This window comes from Neisseria sp. 27098_8_158 (assembly GCF_041433145.1).
Lineage (GTDB): Bacteria > Pseudomonadota > Gammaproteobacteria > Burkholderiales > Neisseriaceae > Neisseria > Neisseria subflava_E.
In genome coordinates this window covers 73195-98299 of the sequence record NZ_JAPWAZ010000004.1, presented here as the reverse complement: position 1 = coordinate 98299, position 25105 = coordinate 73195, and the positions used below count along the sequence as shown (strand labels likewise).

The window sequence follows — 25105 nt, the reverse complement described above, 5'->3', positions numbered from 1 at the left end:
AAATGGCTCGTAAGACCCCTATCAGCCTGTATCGCAATATCGGTATTTCTGCCCATATTGACGCGGGTAAAACAACCACAACAGAACGTATTTTGTTCTATACAGGTTTGACTCACAAATTGGGCGAAGTGCATGACGGCGCGGCTACTACCGACTACATGGAACAAGAGCAAGAGCGTGGTATTACCATTACTTCTGCTGCTGTGACTTCTTATTGGTCTGGTATGGCGAAACAGTTCCCTGAGCACCGTTTCAACATCATCGACACCCCGGGACACGTTGACTTTACTGTAGAGGTAGAGCGTTCTATGCGTGTATTGGACGGCGCGGTAATGGTTTACTGTGCAGTAGGCGGTGTTCAACCTCAATCTGAAACCGTATGGCGTCAGGCTAATAAATACCAAGTACCTCGCTTGGCATTTGTAAACAAAATGGACCGTCAAGGTGCCAACTTTTTCCGCGTTGTTGAGCAAATGAAAACCCGTTTGCGCGCAAACCCAGTACCTATCGTGATTCCGGTTGGTGCGGAAGACAGCTTCAGCGGTGTTGTTGACCTGTTGAAAATGAAATCCATTATTTGGAATGAAGCCGATAAAGGTACAACCTTTACCTATGGCGATATTCCTGCTGAATTGGTTGAGACTGCCGAAGAATGGCGTCAAAACATGATTGAAGCCGCAGCAGAAGCCAGCGAAGAATTGATGGATAAATACTTGGGCGGTGACGAGCTGACTGAGGAAGAAATCGTAGGCGCATTGCGTCAACGTACTTTGGCTGGTGAAATTCAACCAATGTTGTGCGGTTCAGCATTCAAAAACAAAGGTGTTCAACGTATGTTGGATGCAGTTGTAGAATTGCTGCCTGCTCCTACCGACATTCCTCCAGTTCAAGGTGTTAACCCTAACACTGAAGAAGCCGACAGCCGTGAAGCTAGCGATGAAGAGAAATTCTCTGCATTGGCGTTCAAAATGTTGAATGATAAATACGTTGGTCAATTGACATTTATCCGCGTTTACTCTGGTGTGGTGAAATCCGGTGATACCGTATTGAACTCTGTAAAAGGTACTCGCGAACGTATCGGTCGCTTGGTGCAAATGACTGCTGCAGACCGTACTGAAATTGAAGAAGTACGCGCTGGCGACATCGCAGCCGCTATCGGTCTGAAAGACGTTACTACTGGTGAGACCTTGTGTGCAGAAAGCGCACCTATCATCTTGGAACGCATGGAATTCCCTGAGCCGGTAATCCATATTGCTGTTGAGCCGAAAACCAAAGCCGACCAAGAGAAAATGGGTATCGCCCTGAACCGTCTGGCGAAAGAAGACCCTTCTTTCCGCGTTCGTACAGACGAAGAATCCGGTCAAACCATTATTTCCGGTATGGGTGAGTTGCACTTGGAAATTATTGTTGACCGTATGAAACGCGAATTCGGCGTGGAAGCAAACATTGGTGCGCCTCAAGTGGCTTACCGTGAAACCATCCGCAAAGAAGTTGAAGCTGAATACAAACATGCCAAACAATCTGGTGGTAAAGGTCAATACGGTCACGTTGTGATCAAAATGGAACCTATGGAACCGGGTGGTGCAGGTTACGAATTTATCGACGAAATTAAAGGTGGTGTGATTCCTCGCGAATTCATTCCGTCTGTTGATAAAGGTATCCGCGATACCCTGCCTAATGGTATCGTTGCGGGCTACCCAGTAGTTGACGTACGCGTACGTTTGATTTTCGGTTCTTCACACGACGTCGACTCCTCTCAACTGGCCTTCGAATTGGCTGCTTCCCAAGCCTTCAAAGAAGGTATGCGTAAAGCCAATCCAGCTCTGTTGGAACCAATCATGGCAGTTGAAGTGGAAACCCCTGAAGAATACATGGGTGACGTAATGGGCGACTTGAACCGTCGCCGCGGCGTCGTATTGGGTATGGATGATGACGGTATCGGCGGTAAAAAAGTCCGTGCCGAAGTGCCTCTGGCAGAAATGTTCGGTTATTCTACCGACCTGCGTTCTGCAACCCAAGGTCGCGCTACTTACTCTATGGAGTTCAAGAAATATTCTGAAGCTCCTGCACACATAGCTGCTGCTGTAACTGAAGCCCGTAAAGGCTAATCAGGCAAATAGGTCGTCTGAAAGGCTGAAATGATTTTTCAGACGGCCTCTGTTCTTTAATCGATCTTTAATGTAAAGGAATTAGCTCATGGCTAAGGAAAAATTTGAACGTAGCAAACCGCACGTAAACGTTGGCACCATCGGTCACGTTGACCATGGTAAAACCACTCTGACTGCTGCTTTGACTACTATTTTGGCTAAAAAATTCGGTGGCGCTGCAAAAGCTTACGACCAAATCGACAACGCTCCTGAAGAAAAAGCTCGTGGTATTACCATTAATACCTCACACGTAGAATACGAAACTGAAACCCGTCACTACGCACACGTAGACTGCCCGGGCCACGCCGACTACGTTAAAAACATGATTACCGGTGCTGCCCAAATGGACGGCGCGATCTTGGTATGTTCCGCAGCTGACGGTCCTATGCCACAAACTCGCGAACACATCCTGTTGGCTCGCCAAGTAGGTGTGCCTTACATCATCGTATTCATGAATAAATGCGACATGGTTGACGATGCCGAGTTGTTGGAACTGGTTGAAATGGAAATCCGTGACTTGTTGTCAAGCTACGACTTCCCAGGCGATGACTGCCCAATCGTACAAGGTTCTGCACTGAAAGCTTTGGAAGGTGACGCTGGTTACGAAGAAAAAATCTTCGAATTGGCTGCTGCTTTGGACAGCTACATCCCAACACCTGAGCGTGCTGTGGACAAACCTTTCTTGTTGCCTATCGAAGACGTATTCTCTATCTCTGGCCGTGGTACAGTAGTAACTGGTCGTGTAGAGCGCGGTATCATCCACGTTGGTGACGAGATCGAAATCGTAGGTCTGAAAGAAACTCAAAAAACCACTTGTACCGGTGTTGAAATGTTCCGCAAACTGCTGGACGAAGGTCAAGCTGGTGACAACGTAGGTGTATTGCTGCGTGGTACTAAACGTGAAGACGTAGAGCGTGGTCAAGTATTGGCTAAACCAGGTACGATCACTCCTCACACCAAGTTCAAAGCAGAAGTATACGTACTGAGCAAAGAAGAGGGTGGTCGTCACACTCCATTCTTTGCTAACTACCGTCCACAATTCTACTTCCGTACTACTGACGTAACTGGTGCAGTTACTTTGGAAGAAGGCGTAGAAATGGTAATGCCAGGTGAGAACGTAACCATTACTGTAGAACTGATTGCGCCTATCGCTATGGAAGAAGGTCTGCGCTTTGCGATTCGCGAAGGTGGTCGTACCGTAGGTGCGGGTGTGGTTTCTTCTGTAATCGCTTAATTGAGGGATATTGATAAATGGCAAACCAAAAAATCCGTATCCGCCTGAAAGCTTATGATTACAGTCTGATTGACCGTTCTGCGCAAGAAATCGTTGAAACTGCCAAACGTACTGGCGCTGTTGTTAAAGGTCCGATTCCTTTGCCAACTAAAATCGAACGTTTCAACATCTTGCGTTCTCCTCACGTGAACAAAACTTCTCGTGAACAATTGGAAATCCGTACCCACTTGCGTCTGATGGACATCGTGGACTGGACTGACAAAACTACTGATGCACTGATGAAACTGGATCTTCCAGCGGGTGTGGATGTAGAAATTAAAGTTCAATAAGAACTGAAAAACCGAACAGCTTAGCTGTTCGGTTTTTTATAGAATTCTTAGGCCGTCTGAAAATTTTCAGATATTTGGCAACACTTCATCCGAAAAAAATGACGGTTTTAAGAAGTTAAATTGAAATTTTTGTTGATATTTCTTTGATTTGTCAATTATAATGGCGGACTTGGTACATCCGTATCAAGTTTAACTTTGTCTGAAAGGCAGGCCAATCGTAGCCCGCCCCTTTACTTAAAAGGAAAATAATCATGACTTTAGGTCTGGTTGGACGCAAAGTTGGTATGACTCGCGTGTTCGACGAACAGGGTGTTTCTGTTCCGGTAACTGTTTTGGATATGTCTGCCAACCGCGTTACACAAGTGAAATCCAAAGATACTGACGGCTACACTGCTGTACAAGTTACCTTTGGTCAGAAAAAAGCTAATCGTGTCAACAAAACTGAAGCCGGTCACTTTGCTAAAGCAGGTGTTGAAGCTGGTCGCGGTTTGGTTGAGTTTGCTTTGACTGAAGAAAAACTGGCTGAATTGAAAGCCGGTGATGAAATTACCGTTTCTATGTTTGAAGTTGGTCAATTGGTAGATGTAACCGGTACCTCTAAAGGTAAAGGTTTCTCTGGTACGATCAAACGTCATAACTTCGGTGCTCAACGTACTTCCCACGGTAACTCCCGTTCCCACCGTGTTCCTGGTTCTATCGGTATGGCACAAGACCCTGGCCGCGTGTTCCCTGGTAAGCGTATGGCAGGTCAATACGGCAACACTAAAGCAACTGTTCAAAAATTGGAAGTTGTGCGTGTTGATGCTGAACGCCAACTCTTGTTGGTTAAAGGTGCTGTTCCGGGTTCGGTTAACAGTGACGTCGTGGTTCGTCCTAGCGTGAAAGTAGGTGCGTAATGGAATTGAAAGTAATTGACGCTAAAGGACAAGTATCTGGCAGCTTGGCTGTTTCTGATGCTTTGTTTGCTCGTGAATACAATGAAGCTCTGGTTCACCAACTGGTTACTGCTTACTTGGCAAATGCCCGTTCTGGTAATCGTGCTCAAAAAACTCGTGCCGAAGTAAACCACTCTACTAAAAAACCATGGCGCCAAAAAGGTACCGGTCGTGCTCGCTCCGGTATGACTTCTTCTCCGCTGTGGCGTAAAGGTGGTCGTGCATTCCCAAACAAACCTGACGAAAACTTTACTCAAAAAGTGAACCGTAAAATGTACCGTGCCGGTATGGCGACTATTTTGTCCCAATTGGCTCGTGACGAACGTTTGTTTGCAATCGAAGCATTGACTGCTGAAACTCCTAAAACCAAAGTTTTTGCCGAACAAGTGAAAAACTTGGGTTTGGAGCAAGTGCTGTTTGTAACTAAACAGCTCGACGAGAATGTTTACTTGGCTTCACGCAACTTGCCTAACGTATTGGTTTTGGAAGCTCAACAAGTTGATCCTTACAGCTTGCTGCGTTACAAAAAAGTCGTTATCACTAAAGATGCAGTTGCACAATTAGAGGAGCAATGGGTATGAATCAACAACGTTTGACTCAAGTAATCTTGGCACCTATCGTTTCTGAAAAAAGCAACGTATTGGCTGAAAAACGTAACCAAATGACGTTTAAAGTTTTGGCAAATGCAACCAAACCTGAAATTAAAGCGGCTGTTGAGCTGCTGTTCGGCGTTCAAGTTGCAGACGTTACTACTGTTACCATTAAAGGTAAAGTTAAACGTTTTGGTCGCACTTTAGGTCGTCGCAGCGATGTTAAAAAGGCTTATGTAAGCTTGGCTGCCGGTCAAGAGTTGGATTTGGAAGCCGCTGCTGCAGCTGCAGATAAGGAATAAACAAAATGGCAATCGTTAAAATGAAGCCGACCTCTGCAGGCCGTCGCGGCATGGTTCGCGTGGTAACAGAAGGTTTGCACAAAGGTGCACCTTATGCACCTCTGCTGGAAAAGAAAAATTCTACTGCCGGTCGTAACAACAATGGTCATATCACTACCCGTCATAAAGGCGGTGGTCATAAACATCATTACCGCGTAGTAGATTTTAAACGTAACAAAGACGGTATCCCTGCAAAAGTAGAGCGTATCGAATATGACCCTAACCGTACTGCATTTATCGCATTGTTGTGCTATGCAGATGGTGAGCGTCGCTACATCATTGCTCCTCGTGGTATTCAAGCCGGTGCAGTATTGGTTTCCGGTGCTGAAGCTGCTATCAAAGTAGGTAACACTCTGCCGATCCGCAATATTCCTGTTGGTACAACTATTCACTGTATCGAAATGAAACCTGGTAAAGGTGCGCAAATTGCACGTTCTGCTGGTGCTTCTGCGGTATTGCTTGCAAAAGAAGGCGCTTACGCACAAGTTCGTTTGCGTTCTGGTGAAGTGCGCAAAATTAGCGTGAATTGCCGTGCAACTATCGGTGAAGTTGGTAACGAAGAACAAAGCCTGAAAAAAATCGGTAAAGCTGGTGCTAACCGCTGGCGTGGTATTCGTCCGACCGTTCGTGGTGTTGTAATGAACCCTGTTGATCACCCACATGGTGGTGGTGAAGGCCGTACTGGTGAGGCTCGCGAACCGGTTAGCCCATGGGGTACTCCTGCTAAGGGCTACCGCACTCGTAATAATAAACGCACGGATAACATGATTGTTCGTCGTCGTTACTCAAATAAAGGTTAATTAGTATGGCTCGTTCATTAAAAAAAGGCCCATATGTAGACCTGCATTTGCTGAAAAAAGTAGATGCTGCTCGTGCAAGCAACGACAAACGCCCAATTAAAACTTGGTCACGTCGTTCTACCATTTTGCCTGATTTCATCGGTCTAACTATCGCTGTTCACAACGGTCGCACTCACGTGCCTGTGTTCATCAGCGACAACATGGTTGGTCATAAATTAGGTGAGTTCTCATTGACCCGTACCTTTAAAGGCCACTTGGCTGATAAAAAGGCTAAAAAGAAATAAGGTGAATCATGAGAGTAAGTGCACAACATAAAAACGCCCGTATTTCAGCTCAAAAAGCTCGTTTGGTAGCTGATTTGATTCGTGGTAAAGACGTTGCCCAAGCTTTGAATATCTTGGCATTCAGCCCTAAAAAAGGTGCTGAGCTGATTAAAAAAGTGTTGGAATCAGCAATCGCCAATGCCGAGCACAACAATGGTGCTGACATTGACGAACTGAAAGTGGTAACTATCTTTGTTGACAAAGGCCCAAGCTTGAAACGTTTCCAAGCTCGTGCCAAAGGTCGCGGTAACCGCATCGAGAAACAAACTTGTCATATTAACGTGACAGTGGGCAACTAAGGAAAAGCTATGGGACAAAAGATTAACCCTACAGGCTTTCGCCTGGCGGTAACTAAAGACTGGGCTTCAAAATGGTTTGCTAAAAGCACCGACTTTTCTACTGTTTTGAAACAAGATATTGATGTTCGTAACTACTTGCGTAAAAAACTGGCTAATGCTTCAGTTGGTCGCGTAGTGATCGAGCGTCCTGCTAAATCTGCACGTATTACCATTCACTCTGCTCGTCCAGGTGTGGTTATTGGTAAAAAAGGCGAAGATATCGAAATCTTGAAACGTGACTTGCAAGCTCTGATGGGTGTGCCTGTTCATGTAAATATTGAAGAGATTCGCCGTCCTGAATTGGATGCGCAAATCATTGCTGATGGTATTGCCCAGCAGCTTGAAAAACGTGTTCAATTCCGTCGCGCTATGAAACGTGCAATGCAAAATGCAATGCGTTCTGGTGCTAAAGGCATCAAGATCATGACTTCAGGCCGTCTGAATGGTGCTGATATTGCTCGTAGCGAATGGTACCGTGAAGGTCGTGTACCTTTGCATACTTTGCGTGCGAACGTGGATTATGCAACTAGCGAAGCACACACTACTTATGGTGTACTGGGTCTGAAAGTTTGGGTTTATACAGAAGGTAATATTAAATCTTCTAAACCTGAGCATGAGAAGAAACAAAGAAAGGCAGGTGGACGTAATGCTGCAGCCAACTAGACTGAAATATCGCAAGCAACAAAAAGGTCGCAACACCGGTATTGCTACTCGCGGTAACAAAGTAAGTTTCGGTGAGTTCGGTTTGAAAGCCGTAGGCCGTGGTCGTTTGACTGCCCGCCAAATCGAAGCTGCTCGTCGTACTATGACTCGTCATATTAAACGTGGCGGTCGTATTTGGATTCGTGTATTCCCTGATAAACCAATTACTGAGAAACCTATTCAAGTTCGTATGGGTGGCGGTAAAGGTAATGTGGAATATTACATTGCTGAAGTTAAACCAGGCAAAGTATTGTATGAAATGGACGGTGTTCCTGAGTCTTTGGCTCGTGAAGCATTTGAATTGGCCGCTGCCAAATTGCCTATTCCTACAACCTTTGTAGTAAGACAGGTGGGTCAATAATGAAAGCAAATGAATTGAAAGACAAATCTATTGAGCAATTAAACTCTGATTTGTTGGACTTGTTGAAAGCTCAGTTTGGCTTACGCATGCAAAATGCAACCGGTCAGTTGGGTAAATCTAGCGAGTTGAAACGTGTACGTCGCGATATTGCTCGTATTAAAACCATTTTAACTGAAAAAGGTGCTAAGTAATGAGCGAAGCTAAAAATGTTCGTACTTTGCAAGGCAAAGTGGTAAGCGACAAAATGGACAAAACTGTTACAGTATTGGTTGAGCGTAAAGTTAAACACCCTCTGTACGGTAAAATTATTCGTTTATCAACTAAAATCCATGCTCATGATGAAAACAATCAATATGGCATTGGTGATGTAGTGGTAATCGAGGAATCTCGTCCTTTGTCAAAAACCAAGTCTTGGGTTGTGAAAGAATTGGTTGAGAAAGCGCGTACTGTTTGATTTAAAACACAGTAATGTAGCTTAATAAGAAACGAAGTCTTGCAGCAAAGTTAATTTGCGTGTAAACTTCGTTTCTTATCTTCCAGCTTCTTATGGAAGTTTCTCTCCCTTCGGGATCCAAGACTGGTTTACTAGAACCGTGATGGTTTCATTTAATAAGCAGCTTAAAGTAAGGTGCGAGTTATATGAAAGTGGTAAATTAAGTTGGTTAATTTAAAGGTACTAATATGATTCAAATGCAGACCATCTTAGATGTGGCTGATAACTCTGGTGCGCGTCGCGTAATGTGCATCAAAGTATTGGGCGGATCTAAGCGTCGCTACGCTTCTGTTGGCGACATTATTAAAGTTGCAGTTAAAGATGCAGCCCCACGTGGTCGTGTCAAAAAAGGTGATGTATACAATGCGGTAGTTGTTCGTACTGCTAAGGGTGTGCGTCGTCCTGATGGTGCGTTAATTAAATTCGATAACAATGCTGCTGTGTTATTGAATAATAAACTTGAACCTTTGGGTACTCGTATTTTTGGTCCGGTAACCCGTGAATTGCGTACTGAGCGATTTATGAAAATCGTTTCATTGGCGCCTGAAGTATTATAAGGAATAGCGCGATGAATAAAATCATTAAAGGCGATCAGGTTGTAGTGATTACCGGTAAAGATAAAGGTAAGCAAGGTCAAGTAGTTCGAGTGTTGGGTGATAAAGTTGTTGTTGAGGGTGTTAATGTTGTAAAACGCCATCAAAAACCTAATCCAATGCGCGGTATTGAGGGTGGTATTATTACTAAAGAAATGCCTTTGGATATTTCTAATGTTGCAATCCTGAATCCGGAAACTAATAAAGCAGACCGTGTTGGTATTAAGCTGATTGAAAATGAAGGCAAAGTTAAACGCGTTCGTTTCTTCAAATCAAATGGCTCTATCATTGGAGCATAAGGAGATAACATGGCTCGTTTGAGAGAGTTTTATAAAGATACAGTTGTTCCTGAATTGGTTAAACAATTTGGTTACAAATCAGTAATGGAAGTTCCACGTATTGAAAAAATCACCTTGAATATGGGTGTAGGTGAAGCTGTTGCTGATAAAAAAGTTATGGAACACGCTGTTTCTGATTTAGAGAAAATTGCTGGTCAAAAACCAGTTGTTACTGTTGCTCGTAAATCTATCGCAGGTTTTAAAATCCGTGATAACTATCCAGTTGGTTGCAAAGTAACATTGCGTCGTGATCAAATGTTTGAATTTTTAGATCGTTTGATTACTATTGCATTGCCTCGCGTACGTGACTTCCGTGGTGTAAGCGGTAAATCATTTGATGGTCGTGGCAATTACAATATGGGCGTTCGTGAGCAAATTATTTTCCCGGAAATTGAATACGATAAAATCGATGCTTTGCGTGGTTTGAATATTACTATTACAACTACTGCAAAAACTGATGAAGAAGCGAAAGCTTTGTTGTCACTGTTCAAGTTTCCGTTTAAAGGATAATCATGGCTAAGAAAGCACTTATTAATCGTGAGCTGAAACGTCAAGCATTGGCGAAAAAGTTTGCAGCTAAACGTGAGGCAATTTTCGCTGTTATTAATGATGCTAATGCGACTGAAGAAGAACGTTTTGAGGCACGTTTGAAATTTCAATCCATTCCTCGTAATGCAGCACCTGTACGTCAACGTCGTCGTTGTGCTTTAACAGGTCGTCCTCGTGGCACTTTCCGTAAATTTGGTTTGGGCCGTATTAAAATCCGTGAAATCGCTATGCGTGGCGAGATCCCTGGTGTTGTTAAAGCTAGCTGGTAATAGGAGTATAAATAATGAGTATGCATGATCCTATTTCCGATATGTTGACTCGTATTCGCAATGCGCAACGTGCTAATAAAGCAGCAGTTGCCATGCCTTCTTCTAAACTGAAATGTGCAATTGCAAAAGTTCTGAAAGAAGAAGGTTATATCGAGGATTTTGCGGTTTCTGCTGATGCAAAACCGGTATTGGAAATTCAATTGAAATACTATGCAGGTCGTCCTGTGATTGAGCAAATTAAACGTGTTTCACGTCCAGGTTTGCGTATTTACAAAGCATCAAGTGAGATCCCTAGCGTAATGAATGGCCTGGGTGTCGCTATTGTTAGTACTTCTAAAGGTGTAATGACTGATCGCAAAGCCCGTTCTGAGGGTGTTGGTGGTGAGTTGTTGTGCATCGTAGCCTAGTGGAGAAAAGTAAATGTCACGCGTCGCAAAAAACCCAGTGACTGTTCCTGCTGGTGTAGAAGTAAAATTCGGAACAGATGCATTGGTTATCAAAGGTAAAAACGGCGAATTGTCTTTTCCTTTGCATTCCGATGTTGCTATTGAACTGAACGATGGTAAATTGACTTTTGCTGCAAAAAATGACAGTAAACAGGCTAATGCTATGTCTGGTACTGCTCGTGCATTGGTTAATAACATGGTTAAGGGTGTTTCTGAAGGTTTTGAGAAAAAACTTCAATTGATTGGTGTGGGTTATCGTGCCCAAGCTCAGGGCAAAGTTTTGAACTTGTCTTTGGGTTTCTCTCATCCAATCGTATACGAAATGCCTGAAGGTGTTTCTGTTCAAACTCCTAGCCAAACAGAAATCGTTTTGACTGGTGCAGATAAACAAGTGGTTGGCCAAGTCGCTGCTGAAATTCGTGCATTCCGTTCTCCTGAGCCTTATAAAGGTAAAGGTGTTCGTTATGTGGGTGAAGTAGTAGTGATGAAAGAAGCCAAGAAAAAATAATTGAGGTTCACTAATGGATAAACATACAACCCGACTCCGTCGTGCACGCAAAACCCGTGCGCGTATTGCGGACTTGAAAATGGTAAGATTATGTGTGTTCCGCAGCAATAATCATATTTATGCTCAAGTAATTAGTGCTGAAGGTGATAAAGTATTGGCTCAAGCCTCTACATTGGAAGCTGAAGTACGTAGTAGCCTGAAATCAGGTAGCAACGTTGAAGCAGCAGCTGTAGTTGGTAAGCGTATTGCTGAAAAAGCTAAAGCAGTGGGTGTTGAAAAAGTTGCTTTTGACCGTTCAGGTTTCCAATATCACGGTCGTGTGAAAGCTTTGGCTGAAGCTGCACGTGAAAATGGTTTAAGCTTCTAATATTTGGAGACTTTCAGATGGCAAAACATGAAATTGAAGAACGCGGTGACGGCCTGATTGAAAAGATGGTCGCAGTTAATCGCGTGACTAAAGTAGTTAAAGGTGGCCGTATCATGGCTTTCTCTGCACTGACTGTTGTTGGTGATGGTGATGGTCGCATCGGTATGGGCAAAGGTAAATCAAAAGAAGTACCAGTTGCTGTTCAAAAAGCAATGGATCAAGCTCGACGCTCTATGATTAAAGTACCTTTGAAAAACGGTACTATTCATCATGAAGTTATTGGTCGTCATGGTGCTACTAAGGTATTTATGCAACCTGCTAAAGAAGGTAGCGGTGTGAAAGCTGGTGGTCCAATGCGTTTAGTATTTGATGCTATGGGTATTCATAACATTTCAGCTAAAGTACATGGTTCTACTAATCCTTACAATATTGTACGCGCTACATTAGACGGTTTGTCTAAATTGTATACCCCTGCTGATATTGCTGCTAAACGTGGCTTGACAGTAGAAGATATTTTGGGAGCTAACCATGACTGAGCAAAAAAAGATTAAAGTTACATTGGTTAAGAGCCTGATCGGTACAATTGAATCTCATCGTGCATGTGCTCGCGGTTTAGGTTTGCGCCGTCGTGAACATACTGTAGAGGTTTTGGATACCCCTGAAAACCGTGGCATGATCAATAAAATCAGCTACTTGTTGAAAGTGGAGTCTTAATATGTTTTTGAATACTATTCAACCTGCTGAGGGTGCTACTCACGCTAGTCGTCGTGTAGGCCGTGGTATTGGTAGCGGCTTGGGTAAGACAGGTGGTCGTGGTCATAAAGGTCAAAAAAGTCGTTCTGGTGGCTTCCACAAGGTAGGTTTTGAAGGCGGTCAAATGCCTTTGCAACGTCGTCTGCCGAAACGTGGTTTCAAATCTTTGACTGCAGCCGCTAATGCTGAAGTTCGTTTGAGTGAATTGAATCTGATTGCTGTGAACGAGATTGATGTCTTGGTTCTTAAACAAGCTGGTCTGATTCCTGCAACTGCTTCTAATGTAAAAGTTATTGCTTCTGGTGAAATCTCAAAAGCAGTTACCTTGAAAGGTGTAAAAGCTACTAAAGGTGCTAAAGCTGCTATTGAAGCTGCCGGTGGTAAAGTAGAAGAATAAGGCTTGCACTACAGTGGCTAATCAACAATCTTTATCAGGATTATCCAAATTTGGTGATCTGAAAAAACGTCTGGTGTTCCTTTTAGGTGCTTTAGTCGTTTTCCGTATTGGTGCTCATATACCGGTACCGGGCGTAGATGCTGTTGCATTAGCTAAGTTATACGAAGGCGCTGCAAACGGCATATTCGGAATGTTAAATATGTTCTCGGGTGGTTCGTTGGAGCGCTTTAGTATATTTGCAATTGGTATCATGCCTTATATTTCATCGTCGATTATTGTTCAGCTTGCTTCTGAAATTGTTCCTTCTTTAAAAGCTTTAAAGAAGGAAGGTGAGGCTGGTAGGAAAATAATTACGAAATATACTAGGTATGGGACGGTATTATTGGCTGTATTGCAAAGCTTTGGTGTTGCAACATTTGTTTATCAACAAGGTGTTGTTGTAACGAGTTCGCTTGAGTTTCATATTTCTACAGTGGTCTGTTTGGTTACAGGTACTATGTTTCTGATGTGGTTAGGGGAGCAAATTACCGAGCGTGGTATTGGTAATGGTATTTCTTTAATTATTACAGCAGGCATTGTATCGGGTATCCCATCCGGTATTGTTCGGTTATTAACTTTGACTGAACAAGGCTCTATGAGTATGTTGATGGCGGTATCAATTGTGATTGGTATTTTGCTGTTGATCTATGCTGTAGTTTATTTTGAGAGTGCTCAGCGTAAAGTTCCTGTGCATTATGCTAAAAGACAGTTTGGCTCTGGAATGATGCCGGGACAAAGCATTCATATGCCGTTCAAGCTAAATATGGCAGGTGTTATTCCTCCTATTTTTGCTTCCAGTATTATTTTATTTCCATCTACACTTTTAGGTTGGTTTGGTTCAAATAGTACGAATTCTGTTCTTCATAAGGTTGCTGCAATGCTGCAACACGGACAGCCTTTGTATATTGGATTATTTGCAACAACTATTATCTTCTTCTGCTATTTCTATACTGCTTTAGTATTTAGCCCTAAAGAAATGGCTGAGAATTTGAAGAAAAGTGGTGCATTTGTACCTGGGATCCGCCCAGGTGAGCAAACTTCTAGATATTTGGAAAAAGTTGTACTGAGACTAACATTATTTGGTGCTTTGTATATCACTACAATCTGTCTGATACCTGAATTTTTAACGACAGCATTGAATGTACCTTTCTATTTAGGCGGAACATCTTTGCTTATCTTGGTTGTCGTTACAATGGATTTTAGGACGCAAATCAATTCCTACGTAATGAGCAGTCAGTATGAAGATTTGATGAGTCGTCCAGATATGAAATCTTTATCACGTAAGTAGGCTTATGGCTAAAGAAGATACCATACAGATGCAGGGTGAAATCCTTGAGACTTTGCCCAATGCAACGTTTAAAGTAAAACTGGAAAATGATCATGTAGTACTTGGTCATATCTCTGGAAAAATGCGAATGCACTATATCCGTATTTCTCCAGGTGATAAGGTAACAGTTGAATTAACTCCTTATGATTTAACCCGTGCTCGGATTGTTTTCCGAGCAAGATAAACGATAAAAGGAAATAAAATGCGTGTACAACCTTCTGTAAAGAAAATTTGTCGCAATTGCAAGATTATTCGTCGTAATCGTGTAGTTCGCGTAATTTGTACTGACCCACGTCACAAACAACGTCAAGGTTAAGAAGCTAGTTTTCTTAACTATTGATTTTGTGGTATAGTGACATACTTTGCCCTAAAAAGGAAAAAATATGGCTCGTATTGCAGGGGTAAATATCCCTAATAATGCCCATATCGTAATTGGCCTTCAGGCTATTTATGGTATTGGTGCGACTCGTGCTAAATTGATTTGTGAGGCAGCAAATATTGCTCCTACTACTAAAGCAAAAGATTTGGACGAGGCTCAATTAGACGCTTTGCGTGAGCAAGTTGCTAAATATGAAGTTGAAGGCGATTTGCGTCGTGAAGTAACGATGAGCATTAAACGACTGATGGATATGGGTTGCTATCGCGGCTTCCGTCATCGTCGTGGCTTGCCTTGTCGTGGTCAACGCACTCGCACAAATGCTCGTACCCGTAAAGGTCCGCGCAAAGCGATTGCCGGTAAGAAATAAATTTTAAGGAATTTGATTAATGGCTAAAGCAAACACAGCTTCGCGTGTACGTAAAAAAGTACGTAAAACCGTAAGCGAAGGTATTGTGCACGTTCATGCATCTTTCAACAATACCATCATTACAATCACTGACCGTCAAGGCAATGCATTGTCTTGGGCTACCTCTGGCGGCGCTGGTTTTAAAGGTTCTCGTAAAAGTACACCATTTGCAGCACAAGTTGCAGCAGAAGCAGCTGGTAAAGTTGCCCAAGAGTATGGCGTTAAAAATTTAGAAGTCCGCATTAAAGGCCCTGGCCCTGGTCGCGAATCTTCTGTACGTGCTTTAAACGCTCTTGGTTTCAAGATTACCAGCATTACTGACGTTACCCCGTTGCCTCATAACGGTTGCCGTCCGCCTAAAAAACGTCGTATTTAATATTGGAGTGATTTAAAACATGGCACGTTATATTGGCCCTAAATGTAAATTAGCACGTCGCGAAGGTACGGATCTGTTTTTGAAGAGTGCACGTCGCTCTTTGGATTCAAAATGTAAAATGGATTCTGCACCTGGTCAGCACGGTGCGAAAAAACCACGTTTGTCAGACTACGGTTTGCAATTGCGTGAAAAACAAAAAATCCGTCGTATTTATGGCGTGTTAGAACGTCAATTCCGTCGTTACTTTGCGGAAGCTGATCGTCGTAAAGGTTCTACCGGTGAATTGCTGTTGCAATTGCTGGAGTCCCGTTTGGACAATGTCGTTTATCGTATGGGTTTTGGCTCTACCCGCGCTGAAGCACGTCAATTGGTTTCTCACAAAGCTATCGTCGTAAACGGTCAAGTTGTTAATATCCCTTCTTTCCAAGTTAAAGCAGGTGATGTTGTAGCTGTTCGTGAAAAAGCTAAGAAACAAGTACGTATCCAAGAAGCATTGAGCCTGGCTACTCAAATTGGCTTGCCAAGCTGGGTATCTGTTGATGCCGATAAATTGGAAGGTGTATTCAAAAATATGCCGGATCGCTCAGAATTGTCTGGCGATATTAATGAACAGCTGGTGGTAGAGTTCTACTCTAAATAATGCTAGCTCAATGAGGGACAGTTAAATGCAAAATAGCACAACCGAATTTTTGAAACCTCGTCAAATCGATGTAGATACCTTGTCTTCTACTCGAGCTAAGGTGTCTATGCAGCCATTTGAGCGTGGTTTTGGTCATACTTTAGGTAATGCTTTGCGTCGTATCTTACTGTCATCCATGAATGGCTTTGCCCCAACTGAAGTAGTTATTTCTGGCGTATTGCACGAATACTCTACTATTGATGGTGTTCAGGAGGATGTTGTTGACGTACTCTTGAACATCAAAGGTATCGTATTTAAGCTTCACGGTCGTAATCAAGTTCAGTTGACTTTGAAAAAAGCAGGTGCCGGTGCTGTTGTAGCCGGTGATATTGATTTGCCACATGATGTGGAAATCATCAATCCTGAACATGTTATTTGCCACTTGTCCGACAATGGTCAAATCGACATGGAAATTAAAGTAGAGCAAGGTCGTGGTTATCAATCTGTTTCAGGTCGTCGCGTATTGCGTGATGAGAATAAACAGATTGGTGCGATTCAGTTGGATGCGAGCTTTTCGCCCATCAGTCGTGTTAGCTTTGAAGTTGAACCTGCACGCGTAGAGCAACGCACGGATTTGGATAAATTGGTTTTGGATATTGAAACCAATGGTTCTATTGATCCAGAAGAAGCTGTACGTAGTGCCGCACGTATCTTAATTGACCAAATGTCTATTTTTGCAGATCTGCAAGGTACTCCGGTTGAAGAGGTTGAAGAAAAAGCGCCTCCTATTGATCCTATCTTGCTGCGTCCTGTAGATGATTTGGAATTAACCGTACGTTCAGCTAATTGTCTGAAAGCTGAAGATATTTACTATATTGGCGATTTGATTCAACGTACTGAAACCGAGCTTCTCAAGACCCCTAATTTGGGTCGTAAATCTTTGAATGAGATCAAAGAAGTGTTAGCCTCTAAAGGTCTGACATTAGGTTCCAAATTAGAAGCTTGGCCGCCTGTAGGCTTAGAAAAGCCGTAAGTTTGAAGATTAAAGGATAATGACATGCGTCATCGTAATGGCAACCGCAAATTAAACCGTACTAGCAGCCACCGTGCTGCGATGCTGCGCAATATGGCGAATTCCTTGTTGACTCACGAAACCATCGTGACAACTTTGCCTAAAGCAAAAGAATTGCGCCGCGTAGTTGAGCCCTTGATTACCTTGGGTAAAAAACCTTCTTTGGCAAACCGTCGTTTGGCTTTTGACCGCACTCGCGATCGTGATGTTGTAGTTAAATTGTTTGACGAATTGGGTCCACGCTTTGCTGCTCGTAACGGCGGCTATGTTCGTGTACTGAAATACGGTTTCCGTAAAGGTGACAATGCTCCTTTGGCATTGGTTGAATTGGTTGATAAAGCAGCTGATTCTGCTGAATAAGCAAATTAATATGAAAGCACTACCTGTTTAGGTGGTGCTTTTTTATTTGGATAGCTCCTTTCTCATTTCGCAGTGCTACAATTTCATCGGCTCTGTTGCAGAACCGCGCATAGTTGTAGCTCCCTTTCTCATTTCGCAGTGCTACAATCGATAATCACGTCGCCTTCTTGCAAATCGGGTTGTAGCTCCCTTTCTCATTTCGCAGTGCTACAATAAAATCAAGACAAATGGCATTGCAATCTGCGTTGTAGCTCCCTTTCTCATTTCGCAGTGCTACAATACGGCCTTTGTTTACTTGAACGTATCAGATGTTGTAGCTCCCTTTCTCATTTCGCAGTGCTACAATCTGTTCTTTATGCGAGCGGGGGCATTTTTTGTTGTAGCTCCCTTTCTCATTTCGCAGTGCTACAATAGCAAGTCAAGATATAATCTTGAATATGATGTTGTAGCTCCCTTTCTCATTTCGCAGTGCTACAATTCTGAAAACCAAACAATCAATGATTTTCAGGTTGTAGCTCCCTTTCTCATTTCGCAGTGCTACAATTAGATTTACCTAAGTAGTCCGTTTTGTCAGGTTGTAGCTCCCTTTCTCATTTCGCAGTGCTACAATACCGCCACCACCTGAACCACCATTTCCTGTGTTGTAGCTCCCTTTCTCATTTCGCAGTGCTACAATGAATAGACCAGCGAGAAAAGCAGGCATTTGGTTGTAGCTCCCTTTCTCATTTCGCAGTGCTACAATTGGCACACGTTTTGGCAAATGGCAAGTGTAGTTGTAGCTCCCTTTCTCATTTCGCAGTGCTACAATAATACGGTATCAAATCCTAAAGATTTAATCGTTGTAGCTCCCTTTCTCATTTCGCAGTGCTACAATTCCACAAATTCAAACCTTGCATATTTTGTTGTTGTAGCTCCCTTTCTCATTTCGCAGTGCTACAATTCCGCCTTATATTCAAGAATTAACCGAACTGTTGTAGCTCCCTTTCTCATTTCGCAGTGCTACAATTTCCAAAATGCCGTGCAGCTTCTGCGGTGTGTTGTAGCTCCCTTTCTCATTTCGCAGTGCTACAATAATGCTTGTTGGTGATGGCATAGCCGTGCGGTTGTAGCTCCCTTTCTCATTTCGCAGTGCTACAATCAAGGGGGTATTCGTAAAGATTGGAAACCCGTTGTAGCTCCCTTTCTCATTTCGCAGTGCTACAATACTTCAACGGGAAACCCTTATCATGTAAGGGTTTCCCGTTTTATTTGGTCTAAAAAATAGGGCTTAAAATAATAATAGTTGGTCGGCATTTACCCTTTTTTCTTGGGTTTTCAGCTCTCCCAGCAGTAGTTTCATGGTGGCATATTGCTTTTCTGTTACTTCCAAACAGCGGATTGACCCTTCTTGCGGTAGGTTTGCACATAGCCTGTTGTGGTGTTTTTGCAACGAATCTCGACCTTTGACAATACGGCTGTATACGGAAAGCTGGAGCATTTGGTATCCATCTTTTAATAGAAACTGGCGGAATTGATTGGCAGCTTTGCGCTTTGCCGCTGTGGTAACCGGTAGGTCGAAGAAGACAATAATCCTCATAAATTTGGCCTCACTCATATTGGTATTCTTTCAATGGCAAGATTTCAGGCAGTTTCAGCTGTTTGGCATTTTTGTCAGTTACGCTGGCTTGAAATGAGGAAATCATTTTGTCTATGGCAGCCAAGGTGCTGAAGTATTGCCGTTCGATGCAGATTTGACAGTGAAGGGTCTTGATAAGGTTTTGTTTGATATTAGGGGTCAGATCAGTTTTCAGACGGCCTTGTTCATGCAAATGTATAACGACCAGGTCGGCCAATGGGCGTAAGGGTTCGATAAAGTCATCGGCGAGGTTGAATGGATTTAGTTCGCTTCTATGAAACAAGCCTAATGCAGGCAACCATCCATATAAAGTCAGGGCGCGTGCAACTGCTGCACGGAGTACGGCGTAGGTGTAGTTCAATGCGGCATTGACGGCATTGTTGTCATTGCGAGTAAACTTTTCTCCAAAGAGGGCTTGGAAGTAGAGGGCGGCAGCTTGGGCTTCACGGTTTCCTGTATCGCCCGAACGGACTTCGACTGCCAAAGTGCGCAGCCTTTTGGCGGCAAGATCATTGCCTGTTTCGTCTGCGACAAATGCTTGATTTAGGATTTTTTGGCGGATGATATGTTGCCAGAGTTGCTTTTTTAAGGGTTCGCTTATATTCAGCTGCAGCTTGAGGATTTTAAGTTGGCGGTGATATTGGGCATAAGGCAGCCATTGTCCGCAGGGCAGGAACTGTTCGTCACATGTCAGCAGGGTTGAGCCATGTTCGGCTAAGGCTGATAGGAGCGGGGCAGTAATCAGGGTTTCGCGGTTTTCGATGATGATAACGGCGATGTCTTCTAATGGTACGGTGTGGGACTCGCCGTTTTGTTGAATCAGCAGTTGCCGGCGTTGCAAGGATAGTTTGCCGCCGTTTTGAATAAGCAGGCTACGCCAAGTCATGTTTTCCCCTTATTTTTATATAAAAAATCCCTGCTTCAGGCCGTCTGAAACAGGGATAGATTAATTTAACGGACAGGTGGGCGTTTTTTCAGACGGCATGGTCTGATTTCTTTGCCCAGTTCGTCGATTTGGTATTTTTGGAATGAAAGAGCGGTTTTAATTCCGATTCGATATATACCGTCTTTACCTTTAGTTTTATCTAAATCATGTGAACGCAAAGAAATGTTGCCAGTAGAACGATCTAATCCAGAAAAATAGCCGAAGAAAGTTTCTTTTTTAAGTTCAGCTTTAATCAGATCATTCGCATAAAGTACAAACTTAAACTCAAAACTATCATCCATTACCGTCCAATCTTCTTCATCTTTTCCTTGTACAACAGCCCTATCCGGCAAAATCCCTTTTGCGACCTGCCAACTGTAAATCGGGACCAGATAATACTTACCACCTTTCTCAAACACATCTACGCGCACCATGGTTGCGTTGTCGGCAATGCCGTTATGGTTGCGCACCCATACGCCGGTTTTCTGTACTTGCTCTATGCGTACGGCTTTTACCTGTTGGGTGCAGTTGCCTGCTTTATCGTATTTGTAAAACGGCTCGGCAAAGGCTTTGGCTGGGTCGTCTTTATGTGCTTCCAGCCGTGCTTTCAGCGCTTCGTATAGCTTAGGTTCGCGCTCCCGATTGACCATTTTTTCCAAGTCTTTCAGTTTTAACTGTGTCAGCGGTACGCGCAACACGCTGATGCCTTCGTCCAGTCGTTTGGCGGATTTGACGGTCTCCATATGGCCTTGCCCGCTCATCTTCCGATTGGGCGCGCGTGAAACAAACAGTGGCGTAACGTATTCGTGTACGGCTTCGGGGCGAGATGATAATTTTTCGGCAAGCAACGCGCGCAGTTTTTCTGGGGTATCGGCTTCTTCAAATTCGGGTTTGCCGTCCGGTTTGCCGAAGACGCGAATCATGACTTCTTGTGCGAAAAATTCCCAAGGTTGCGGGAAGTGTGTTTTTTGATGCAGCACTTCTCCTGTTTCTTTGTCTATGGTTTTACCGTCAAACGCGTTCATCTCTTTATAGCGTACAAAACGGGTAATTTTCTGCTGCATGGCAACGGTTGAGCAGGCAACGACGACTGCGTCCAAGGCGTGATGGCGGTCGTTTTCCGCACGCACTTTGCGTAATCCCCAAAAGCCGCGCAACAGATTAGTAATTTGTCCGTTGGATGCAAAGACACGTCTTTTCCCTTTACCTGTCAGTTGCATATGGTCGGTAACAAATTGACACAGGAAACGGTTGACGTAGCGCGTATCGTTCATATTGCGTTCTTTAAAGCCATCTTCGTCGAATTTTTGCAGCAGAATCCGTTGTTTTTTACTGCGAGGAAAACGGCTGGTTTCAACACGCGCTTTAAATTCCTGCCATTCGCGGCTGTTGTCTTTGCCGTTGAAGTATTCGTAAGGGGTTTGATTGCCTTTGTTTTGGTTTTCGCTGCCCAATACTAGCACTTTATTGTTGAAACTGTCGTCCCATGTGCGCGAGAACGGCAGGGCATGGTCGATTTCGACATAGCCTTTTTCGTTCAGACGGCCTAAGTTGATTTCCTTGCCTGAATACAGGCATTTGCCGTGTTGTTGCTCGTACAGGCGCAGTTTCAGAATATCTTTGGATTTGGGTTCGCCGACAAAATTGGGGAAATACTCTCGGAATTTAGCGGCGGCTTTTTCCCGGTCTTTACGGTTTTCTTCTTGGCGTTTTTCGATTTCTTTGCGGTCTTTAAACGATTTACCTACCTCTCTTGCCGTTTCAATATGGATACGTGCAGGGGAGCCATAACGGCGTACAACGGCGTTAATGACTTTTCTGGCTTGAGATAAGGCGCGTAAGACGACTGGGTTACGGATTTTATCGGCGGGAATCGGTGGCAGATAAATCTCTTCTTCCGTATTTTTCTTGCCGTAATGGTCTCCGTAGATTTCGGTGCAGGCTTCATCGTAACGTTTGCCTTGCTTCATTAGAGGCACAATTCGGCGCAACGCTTTCAAGGAAATTTGGACGAACTTATCGAAGTTGATGTGTTTTAACAGCGCTTCTAAGATTTCGGGCTGAACACGGTCTTTCAGACGGCCTGTAATGTCTTCATCGGTTTTGAACAGGGAGAATGCCATGCCGATTTCATCTTGTAATTCGGGAGAAAGGTTTAATGGGGATTTTTTATCTTTCAATCCTTCTTTTTCCAGCGCACGGCTGATGGCATGGTAGGCCTTCATTTCCATCAATGTTGAGGCTTCGGCATTGTCTTTACCATAGCGCAAGCCTTTGAAAAAGGCGGTATCTTCTAAACCCAGCAGCTTACGGGCTTGTGCGTAAGTCAGTTTGGATTTTCTGTATGGCTCGTCCATAAGCGTGGCGCGTTCGGTAGCGGTCAATGGCCGCTCGCTGCCTTGCTCTAAAATACGCAGGTTGTTCAGCTTGGTCAGCCAGATGAAACGTTCGGCTGTGTAGGTGTTTTTAGCGGCTTTCGGCTCTGCCGGCTCAAAGGTGCAATTCCCCAACATTTTTTGAACAGCATCGCCGGACAGGGCGGGGCGTTGCGTCATCAGCAGGGTCTCGATACCTTCTTTAAGGCCGTCTGAAATATGCGGATTGCCAAATTCTTTTTGTTTTTCAAACAGTAAATTCAGCTCTGCCTGCAAATCTTTGCGGCTGAACGTATGCGAATAATCGCCGCGTTGGTTGCGGATATGGCCGCTTTCTTTCTCAAATTTATTTAAAGCCAATTCGGCCGGTGTGCGGAAATCGCCTGTCTGTAAGGTATGGGCATTGTCGGCTACGCCTTTAAGCAAAGTACCAAGCTCCTTATCAGCAGTTTCGCCTTCGTTTTTTCTTTGCGACAAATAGCCACGATGTTTGATTAAATGCAACAAGATTGCCGACCACTCTAAAGGCGTCAGTTTGCGGTCTAATGCGGCTGCGCGAAGTTGCCATGGTGTATTCGGTAAGGATTTAATCAAGCCGTTTTCATCAAAATCGGCGGCTTGTAATACACCTTCGCGTTTCAATAGACGGCGGGCCCGAAGCAGACGGTGGGCGCGACGGCGGGTCAGGCGGCGAACACTGCGTGCCAAGCGTCTTGCCGCTGCGAGAGAGTCACCTGTTTTCGGAACTTCTGCACGCTCAAATACGCGTACGCCCAAATCAATCAGGCGGATGGGGTTCTCATCTTCGTCAATTTCTACCATCGCCCAGCCGACGGATGCGATGCCGATATCGAGGCCGAGGATGTAGTTGATTGGATTGGGTTTGAATGCAGTCATCAGTTTCTCCGTAATGTGATGTTTGGTAAGTATAAATATATCCTAGGTAAGTATTAACATGCAAATGAAATGCTTGACTGGGTACTGATTTGGAATTAGAATCTATCCATATTGTTGCACTGCGAAATGAGAAACGTTGCTACAATAAGGCCGTCTGAAAAGATGTGCCGCAACGCTCTGCCCCTTAAGGCTTCTGCTTTAAGGGGCATCGTTTTGTCTAAATGGCAGGGATTAAAAAGGCCGTCTGGAGTTTCAGACGGCCTTTGGTTTTACCAGATATCGGATTTGATTTTGCGTTTCAAGCCAGGGTGCTCAGAGAGTTTGAACTCTGGGTCTTTACCCATTTTCAGCTTAGCTGTGTAGTCTTTCAACAGCAGGAAGGCAAGTGGTGACAGGAGCAGGATGGCAACGAGGTTAATCCATGCCATGATGCCCATGGCCATGTCTGCCATATCCCATACCAAGGGTACGTTGGCAACTGCGCCGAAGTAGACCCATGCTAAAACCAGCATACGGAAAACGGCGGTAACCAGCCAATGGCTCTTGATGAATTGGACGTTGGACTCAGCATAGGCATAGTTGCCGATAACGGTTGAAAAGGCAAACATAAACAGGATGGCGGCAAGGAAGCCCGCGCCCCATTCGCCTACCTGGCTGACGATTGCCGCTTGGGTCAGCGCCGCACCGCTCAGGTCGCCGTAAGGCTGTTGATAGGTCAAGACGATAAAGGCGGTGCATGAGCAGACGATGATGGTATCGACGAAAACGCCCAGCATTTGAATCATGCCTTGGGAGACGGGGTGTTTCACTTCGGCTGCGGCTGCGGCGTTCGGCGCGGAACCCATACCCGCCTCATTGGAATACAGGCCGCGTTTGATACCCTGCATCATGGTGGTCGAAATCAGACCGCCAAGGAAACCGCCTGCAGCCGAATCGAAGTTGAACGCGTTGGAGAAAATCTGACCGAACACGTCGGGAATCAGGGAAATATTGGTAGCAATGATGAAGAGTGCTATGACGAGATATAAAACCGCCATCAGCGGAACGACAATTTCCGCGGCTTTAGATACGCGACGGATACCGCCGAAGATAATCGGGGCAGTCAGAATGACCAGGGCGACACCGACATAGTGTTGATCCCAGCCCCATGCCGCTTTGGTGGTATCGGCGATGGTATTGGTCTGTACGGCTTCAAATACAAAGCCAAAACAGAAAATCAGGCTCAGGGCGAACAAAACGCCCAGCCATTTTTGTCCCAGGCCTTGAGTTATGTAGTAGGCAGGACCGCCGCGGAAGTGGTGGTTGTCGTAGTCCCGGATTTTAAAGAGTTGGGCCAGTGAAGATTCGACAAACGCCGAACTCATGCCGATTAAGGCGGTTACCCACATCCAGAACACCGCGCCCGGCCCGCCGAGTTTGATGGCAATCGCCACACCGGCGATGTTGCCTACGCCTACGCGGCTGGCCAAGCCGGTAACAAATGCTTGGAACGGTGTGATGCCGTGCGGATCATCACCTTGTTTGCGACCGCCTAGCATTTCTTTGATACTGCGGCCGAAGAGGCGGAATTGTACAAAACCGGTGGTAACGGTGAAAAAGAGGCCTACGCCTAAAAGCATATATACCAACCCCGACCACATTGGGTCGTTGATGGCGTTTACCCAGCCGTGAAGCTGTTCGAAAAATTGATCCATACAAACCTTTCAGAGTTTTTGCATTTTCAGACAGCCTGTGTGTGTGAGCTGTCTGTAATTGGATGTATTCTAGCAGACTGTCAACAAACTGAAAAACGTTTACATATTCTTTTTTATATTATGCTTTTGATTATCATGGAATTTTATTATTATAATGTAAAGGAATTATCGATTTTAATTTTTCCGTTTTACATATTTAAACAAAAAG

At 44.3% G+C, this 25105-nt stretch carries 35 protein-coding genes and 1 CRISPR repeat array; of the genes, 31 read left to right on the top strand and 4 right to left on the bottom strand.

Translation table 11 applies throughout. The features are described 5' to 3' along the window. Nucleotides 1-2: 2 nt before the first annotated feature. From fusA to rplQ, 31 genes are all read left to right on the top strand, one after another. Complete coding sequence (fusA, locus tag O3681_RS10550; RefSeq protein ID WP_070825978.1) at nucleotides 3-2108, top strand: elongation factor G; 2106 nt, start codon at nucleotides 3-5, stop codon at nucleotides 2106-2108. Nucleotides 2109-2196: 88 nt separating this feature from the next. Continuing rightward, a complete protein-coding gene (tuf, locus tag O3681_RS10545) occupies nucleotides 2197-3381 on the top strand; it encodes an elongation factor Tu (RefSeq protein WP_004520187.1) in 1185 nt (394 codons plus the stop codon). 17 nt (nucleotides 3382-3398) lie between these two features. Then, nucleotides 3399-3710, top strand: a complete 312-nt coding sequence (gene rpsJ / locus O3681_RS10540; RefSeq protein ID WP_002642322.1) for a 30S ribosomal protein S10 — start codon at nucleotides 3399-3401, stop codon at nucleotides 3708-3710. Nucleotides 3711-3961: 251 nt separating this feature from the next. Then, nucleotides 3962-4606 (top strand): 50S ribosomal protein L3, encoded by a 645-nt coding sequence (gene rplC, locus O3681_RS10535; RefSeq protein ID WP_004464584.1) that lies wholly within the window; start codon nucleotides 3962-3964, stop codon nucleotides 4604-4606. Then, a complete protein-coding gene (gene rplD / locus O3681_RS10530) occupies nucleotides 4606-5226 on the top strand; it encodes a 50S ribosomal protein L4 (protein ID WP_003684798.1) in 621 nt (206 codons plus the stop codon). Before rplC ends, rplD begins: the two co-directional genes overlap by 1 nt. After that, complete coding sequence (gene rplW / locus O3681_RS10525) at nucleotides 5223-5537, top strand: 50S ribosomal protein L23 (RefSeq protein WP_002243944.1); 315 nt, start codon at nucleotides 5223-5225, stop codon at nucleotides 5535-5537. Before rplD ends, rplW begins: the two co-directional genes overlap by 4 nt. Nucleotides 5538-5542: 5 nt before the next feature. After that, on the top strand, nucleotides 5543-6376 hold the full coding sequence (rplB, locus tag O3681_RS10520) for a 50S ribosomal protein L2 (RefSeq protein ID WP_003684813.1): 834 nt from the start codon (nucleotides 5543-5545) through the stop codon (nucleotides 6374-6376). Nucleotides 6377-6381: 5 nt separating this feature from the next. Continuing rightward, entirely contained in the window at nucleotides 6382-6660 is a 279-nt protein-coding gene (rpsS, locus tag O3681_RS10515) for a 30S ribosomal protein S19 (RefSeq protein ID WP_002215422.1), read from the top strand. An 8-nt stretch (nucleotides 6661-6668) separates the two neighbouring features. Beyond that, nucleotides 6669-6998 carry a 50S ribosomal protein L22 gene (gene rplV, locus O3681_RS10510; RefSeq protein WP_003749277.1) on the top strand — a complete coding sequence of 110 codons (330 nt, stop codon included), beginning with the start codon at nucleotides 6669-6671 and terminating at the stop codon, nucleotides 6996-6998. Nucleotides 6999-7007: 9 nt separating this feature from the next. Continuing rightward, entirely contained in the window at nucleotides 7008-7700 is a 693-nt protein-coding gene (gene rpsC / locus O3681_RS10505; RefSeq protein WP_003684753.1) for a 30S ribosomal protein S3, read from the top strand. Further along, nucleotides 7684-8100, top strand: a complete 417-nt coding sequence (gene rplP, locus O3681_RS10500; RefSeq protein ID WP_003684741.1) for a 50S ribosomal protein L16 — start codon at nucleotides 7684-7686, stop codon at nucleotides 8098-8100. Before rpsC ends, rplP begins: the two co-directional genes overlap by 17 nt. After that, the gene (rpmC, locus tag O3681_RS10495; protein ID WP_003684705.1) at nucleotides 8100-8291 is read left to right on the top strand and encodes a 50S ribosomal protein L29; all 192 of its coding nucleotides are present in this window, start codon (nucleotides 8100-8102) and stop codon (nucleotides 8289-8291) included. Before rplP ends, rpmC begins: the two co-directional genes overlap by 1 nt. Then, nucleotides 8291-8554: a 30S ribosomal protein S17 gene (gene rpsQ / locus O3681_RS10490; RefSeq protein WP_003684766.1), complete on the top strand. Its 264-nt coding sequence runs from the start codon at nucleotides 8291-8293 to the stop codon at nucleotides 8552-8554. Before rpmC ends, rpsQ begins: the two co-directional genes overlap by 1 nt. A gap of 227 nt (nucleotides 8555-8781) precedes the next feature. Further along, a complete protein-coding gene (rplN, locus tag O3681_RS10485) occupies nucleotides 8782-9150 on the top strand; it encodes a 50S ribosomal protein L14 (RefSeq protein WP_002215434.1) in 369 nt (122 codons plus the stop codon). A gap of 11 nt (nucleotides 9151-9161) precedes the next feature. Then, nucleotides 9162-9485, top strand: coding sequence for a 50S ribosomal protein L24 (gene rplX, locus O3681_RS10480; RefSeq protein ID WP_036493506.1), 324 nt, complete (start codon nucleotides 9162-9164; stop codon nucleotides 9483-9485). Between the two features lie 9 nt (nucleotides 9486-9494). Continuing rightward, complete coding sequence (rplE, locus tag O3681_RS10475) at nucleotides 9495-10034, top strand: 50S ribosomal protein L5 (RefSeq protein WP_003684750.1); 540 nt, start codon at nucleotides 9495-9497, stop codon at nucleotides 10032-10034. Nucleotides 10035-10036: 2 nt separating this feature from the next. Further along, a complete protein-coding gene (gene rpsN / locus O3681_RS10470; protein WP_003684736.1) occupies nucleotides 10037-10342 on the top strand; it encodes a 30S ribosomal protein S14 in 306 nt (101 codons plus the stop codon). 14 nt (nucleotides 10343-10356) lie between these two features. Then, the gene (gene rpsH, locus O3681_RS10465; protein WP_003684738.1) at nucleotides 10357-10749 is read left to right on the top strand and encodes a 30S ribosomal protein S8; all 393 of its coding nucleotides are present in this window, start codon (nucleotides 10357-10359) and stop codon (nucleotides 10747-10749) included. A gap of 13 nt (nucleotides 10750-10762) precedes the next feature. Then, on the top strand, nucleotides 10763-11296 hold the full coding sequence (rplF, locus tag O3681_RS10460) for a 50S ribosomal protein L6 (RefSeq protein WP_004464590.1): 534 nt from the start codon (nucleotides 10763-10765) through the stop codon (nucleotides 11294-11296). Nucleotides 11297-11309: 13 nt separating this feature from the next. Beyond that, nucleotides 11310-11663 carry a 50S ribosomal protein L18 gene (gene rplR / locus O3681_RS10455; protein WP_003749287.1) on the top strand — a complete coding sequence of 118 codons (354 nt, stop codon included), beginning with the start codon at nucleotides 11310-11312 and terminating at the stop codon, nucleotides 11661-11663. A gap of 17 nt (nucleotides 11664-11680) precedes the next feature. Beyond that, the gene (rpsE, locus tag O3681_RS10450) at nucleotides 11681-12199 is read left to right on the top strand and encodes a 30S ribosomal protein S5 (RefSeq protein ID WP_003684704.1); all 519 of its coding nucleotides are present in this window, start codon (nucleotides 11681-11683) and stop codon (nucleotides 12197-12199) included. Next, nucleotides 12192-12377: a 50S ribosomal protein L30 gene (gene rpmD / locus O3681_RS10445; RefSeq protein WP_003684808.1), complete on the top strand. Its 186-nt coding sequence runs from the start codon at nucleotides 12192-12194 to the stop codon at nucleotides 12375-12377. Before rpsE ends, rpmD begins: the two co-directional genes overlap by 8 nt. Before the next feature lies 1 nt (nucleotide 12378). Further along, nucleotides 12379-12813 (top strand): 50S ribosomal protein L15, encoded by a 435-nt coding sequence (gene rplO / locus O3681_RS10440; RefSeq protein WP_004520192.1) that lies wholly within the window; start codon nucleotides 12379-12381, stop codon nucleotides 12811-12813. A gap of 13 nt (nucleotides 12814-12826) precedes the next feature. Further along, a complete protein-coding gene (gene secY / locus O3681_RS10435) occupies nucleotides 12827-14140 on the top strand; it encodes a preprotein translocase subunit SecY (RefSeq protein ID WP_101756298.1) in 1314 nt (437 codons plus the stop codon). A 4-nt stretch (nucleotides 14141-14144) separates the two neighbouring features. Beyond that, the gene (gene infA, locus O3681_RS10430; protein ID WP_003684714.1) at nucleotides 14145-14363 is read left to right on the top strand and encodes a translation initiation factor IF-1; all 219 of its coding nucleotides are present in this window, start codon (nucleotides 14145-14147) and stop codon (nucleotides 14361-14363) included. Nucleotides 14364-14381: 18 nt separating this feature from the next. Next, a complete protein-coding gene (gene rpmJ, locus O3681_RS10425) occupies nucleotides 14382-14495 on the top strand; it encodes a 50S ribosomal protein L36 (RefSeq protein ID WP_003697674.1) in 114 nt (37 codons plus the stop codon). Between the two features lie 67 nt (nucleotides 14496-14562). Next, a complete protein-coding gene (gene rpsM, locus O3681_RS10420; protein ID WP_003749295.1) occupies nucleotides 14563-14925 on the top strand; it encodes a 30S ribosomal protein S13 in 363 nt (120 codons plus the stop codon). A 19-nt stretch (nucleotides 14926-14944) separates the two neighbouring features. Further along, entirely contained in the window at nucleotides 14945-15340 is a 396-nt protein-coding gene (gene rpsK, locus O3681_RS10415) for a 30S ribosomal protein S11 (protein WP_002216249.1), read from the top strand. A gap of 19 nt (nucleotides 15341-15359) precedes the next feature. Continuing rightward, complete coding sequence (gene rpsD / locus O3681_RS10410) at nucleotides 15360-15980, top strand: 30S ribosomal protein S4 (RefSeq protein WP_003749296.1); 621 nt, start codon at nucleotides 15360-15362, stop codon at nucleotides 15978-15980. 25 nt (nucleotides 15981-16005) lie between these two features. Then, nucleotides 16006-16992, top strand: coding sequence for a DNA-directed RNA polymerase subunit alpha (rpoA, locus tag O3681_RS10405; RefSeq protein WP_003749298.1), 987 nt, complete (start codon nucleotides 16006-16008; stop codon nucleotides 16990-16992). A gap of 24 nt (nucleotides 16993-17016) precedes the next feature. Continuing rightward, complete coding sequence (rplQ, locus tag O3681_RS10400) at nucleotides 17017-17391, top strand: 50S ribosomal protein L17 (protein ID WP_003684792.1); 375 nt, start codon at nucleotides 17017-17019, stop codon at nucleotides 17389-17391. Between the two features lie 46 nt (nucleotides 17392-17437). Further along, nucleotides 17438-18595: direct repeats of the CRISPR family, unit length 36 nt; unit sequence GTTGTAGCTCCCTTTCTCATTTCGCAGTGCTACAAT. Between the two features lie 63 nt (nucleotides 18596-18658). Here rplQ and cas2 read toward each other — a convergent pair. The 4 genes from cas2 to O3681_RS10380 form a co-directional block, all read right to left on the bottom strand. Further along, entirely contained in the window at nucleotides 18659-18985 is a 327-nt protein-coding gene (gene cas2 / locus O3681_RS10395) for a CRISPR-associated endonuclease Cas2 (RefSeq protein WP_371459917.1), read from the bottom strand. After that, complete coding sequence (gene cas1, locus O3681_RS10390) at nucleotides 18978-19892, bottom strand: type II CRISPR-associated endonuclease Cas1 (protein ID WP_070608383.1); 915 nt, start codon at nucleotides 19890-19892, stop codon at nucleotides 18978-18980. Before cas1 ends, cas2 begins: the two co-directional genes overlap by 8 nt. A gap of 65 nt (nucleotides 19893-19957) precedes the next feature. Then, nucleotides 19958-23203 carry a type II CRISPR RNA-guided endonuclease Cas9 gene (cas9, locus tag O3681_RS10385; RefSeq protein ID WP_371459916.1) on the bottom strand — a complete coding sequence of 1082 codons (3246 nt, stop codon included), beginning with the start codon at nucleotides 23201-23203 and terminating at the stop codon, nucleotides 19958-19960. 269 nt (nucleotides 23204-23472) lie between these two features. Further along, complete coding sequence (locus O3681_RS10380; protein ID WP_371459915.1) at nucleotides 23473-24897, bottom strand: alanine/glycine:cation symporter family protein; 1425 nt, start codon at nucleotides 24895-24897, stop codon at nucleotides 23473-23475. Nucleotides 24898-25105: the final 208 nt, after the last annotated feature.

What these genes read in the sequence shown, in the direction of transcription:
- fusA (WP_070825978.1), top strand. Translation starts at nt 3, where the DNA reads ATGGCTCGTAAGACCCCTATCAGCCTGTATCGCAATATCGGTATTTCT.
- tuf (WP_004520187.1), top strand. Translation starts at nt 2,197, where the DNA reads ATGGCTAAGGAAAAATTTGAACGTAGCAAACCGCACGTAAACGTTGGC.
- rpsJ (WP_002642322.1), top strand. Translation starts at nt 3,399, where the DNA reads ATGGCAAACCAAAAAATCCGTATCCGCCTGAAAGCTTATGATTACAGT.
- rplC (WP_004464584.1), top strand. Translation starts at nt 3,962, where the DNA reads ATGACTTTAGGTCTGGTTGGACGCAAAGTTGGTATGACTCGCGTGTTC.
- rplD (WP_003684798.1), top strand. Translation starts at nt 4,606, where the DNA reads ATGGAATTGAAAGTAATTGACGCTAAAGGACAAGTATCTGGCAGCTTG.
- rplW (WP_002243944.1), top strand. Translation starts at nt 5,223, where the DNA reads ATGAATCAACAACGTTTGACTCAAGTAATCTTGGCACCTATCGTTTCT.
- rplB (WP_003684813.1), top strand. Translation starts at nt 5,543, where the DNA reads ATGGCAATCGTTAAAATGAAGCCGACCTCTGCAGGCCGTCGCGGCATG.
- rpsS (WP_002215422.1), top strand. Translation starts at nt 6,382, where the DNA reads ATGGCTCGTTCATTAAAAAAAGGCCCATATGTAGACCTGCATTTGCTG.
- rplV (WP_003749277.1), top strand. Translation starts at nt 6,669, where the DNA reads ATGAGAGTAAGTGCACAACATAAAAACGCCCGTATTTCAGCTCAAAAA.
- rpsC (WP_003684753.1), top strand. Translation starts at nt 7,008, where the DNA reads ATGGGACAAAAGATTAACCCTACAGGCTTTCGCCTGGCGGTAACTAAA.
- rplP (WP_003684741.1), top strand. Translation starts at nt 7,684, where the DNA reads ATGCTGCAGCCAACTAGACTGAAATATCGCAAGCAACAAAAAGGTCGC.
- rpmC (WP_003684705.1), top strand. Translation starts at nt 8,100, where the DNA reads ATGAAAGCAAATGAATTGAAAGACAAATCTATTGAGCAATTAAACTCT.
- rpsQ (WP_003684766.1), top strand. Translation starts at nt 8,291, where the DNA reads ATGAGCGAAGCTAAAAATGTTCGTACTTTGCAAGGCAAAGTGGTAAGC.
- rplN (WP_002215434.1), top strand. Translation starts at nt 8,782, where the DNA reads ATGATTCAAATGCAGACCATCTTAGATGTGGCTGATAACTCTGGTGCG.
- rplX (WP_036493506.1), top strand. Translation starts at nt 9,162, where the DNA reads ATGAATAAAATCATTAAAGGCGATCAGGTTGTAGTGATTACCGGTAAA.
- rplE (WP_003684750.1), top strand. Translation starts at nt 9,495, where the DNA reads ATGGCTCGTTTGAGAGAGTTTTATAAAGATACAGTTGTTCCTGAATTG.
- rpsN (WP_003684736.1), top strand. Translation starts at nt 10,037, where the DNA reads ATGGCTAAGAAAGCACTTATTAATCGTGAGCTGAAACGTCAAGCATTG.
- rpsH (WP_003684738.1), top strand. Translation starts at nt 10,357, where the DNA reads ATGAGTATGCATGATCCTATTTCCGATATGTTGACTCGTATTCGCAAT.
- rplF (WP_004464590.1), top strand. Translation starts at nt 10,763, where the DNA reads ATGTCACGCGTCGCAAAAAACCCAGTGACTGTTCCTGCTGGTGTAGAA.
- rplR (WP_003749287.1), top strand. Translation starts at nt 11,310, where the DNA reads ATGGATAAACATACAACCCGACTCCGTCGTGCACGCAAAACCCGTGCG.
- rpsE (WP_003684704.1), top strand. Translation starts at nt 11,681, where the DNA reads ATGGCAAAACATGAAATTGAAGAACGCGGTGACGGCCTGATTGAAAAG.
- rpmD (WP_003684808.1), top strand. Translation starts at nt 12,192, where the DNA reads ATGACTGAGCAAAAAAAGATTAAAGTTACATTGGTTAAGAGCCTGATC.
- rplO (WP_004520192.1), top strand. Translation starts at nt 12,379, where the DNA reads ATGTTTTTGAATACTATTCAACCTGCTGAGGGTGCTACTCACGCTAGT.
- infA (WP_003684714.1), top strand. Translation starts at nt 14,145, where the DNA reads ATGGCTAAAGAAGATACCATACAGATGCAGGGTGAAATCCTTGAGACT.
- rpmJ (WP_003697674.1), top strand. Translation starts at nt 14,382, where the DNA reads ATGCGTGTACAACCTTCTGTAAAGAAAATTTGTCGCAATTGCAAGATT.
- rpsM (WP_003749295.1), top strand. Translation starts at nt 14,563, where the DNA reads ATGGCTCGTATTGCAGGGGTAAATATCCCTAATAATGCCCATATCGTA.
- rpsK (WP_002216249.1), top strand. Translation starts at nt 14,945, where the DNA reads ATGGCTAAAGCAAACACAGCTTCGCGTGTACGTAAAAAAGTACGTAAA.
- rpsD (WP_003749296.1), top strand. Translation starts at nt 15,360, where the DNA reads ATGGCACGTTATATTGGCCCTAAATGTAAATTAGCACGTCGCGAAGGT.
- rpoA (WP_003749298.1), top strand. Translation starts at nt 16,006, where the DNA reads ATGCAAAATAGCACAACCGAATTTTTGAAACCTCGTCAAATCGATGTA.
- rplQ (WP_003684792.1), top strand. Translation starts at nt 17,017, where the DNA reads ATGCGTCATCGTAATGGCAACCGCAAATTAAACCGTACTAGCAGCCAC.
- cas2 (WP_371459917.1), bottom strand. Translation starts at nt 18,985, where the DNA reads ATGAGTGAGGCCAAATTTATGAGGATTATTGTCTTCTTCGACCTACCG.
- cas1 (WP_070608383.1), bottom strand. Translation starts at nt 19,892, where the DNA reads ATGACTTGGCGTAGCCTGCTTATTCAAAACGGCGGCAAACTATCCTTG.
- cas9 (WP_371459916.1), bottom strand. Translation starts at nt 23,203, where the DNA reads ATGACTGCATTCAAACCCAATCCAATCAACTACATCCTCGGCCTCGAT.
- O3681_RS10380 (WP_371459915.1), bottom strand. Translation starts at nt 24,897, where the DNA reads ATGGATCAATTTTTCGAACAGCTTCACGGCTGGGTAAACGCCATCAAC.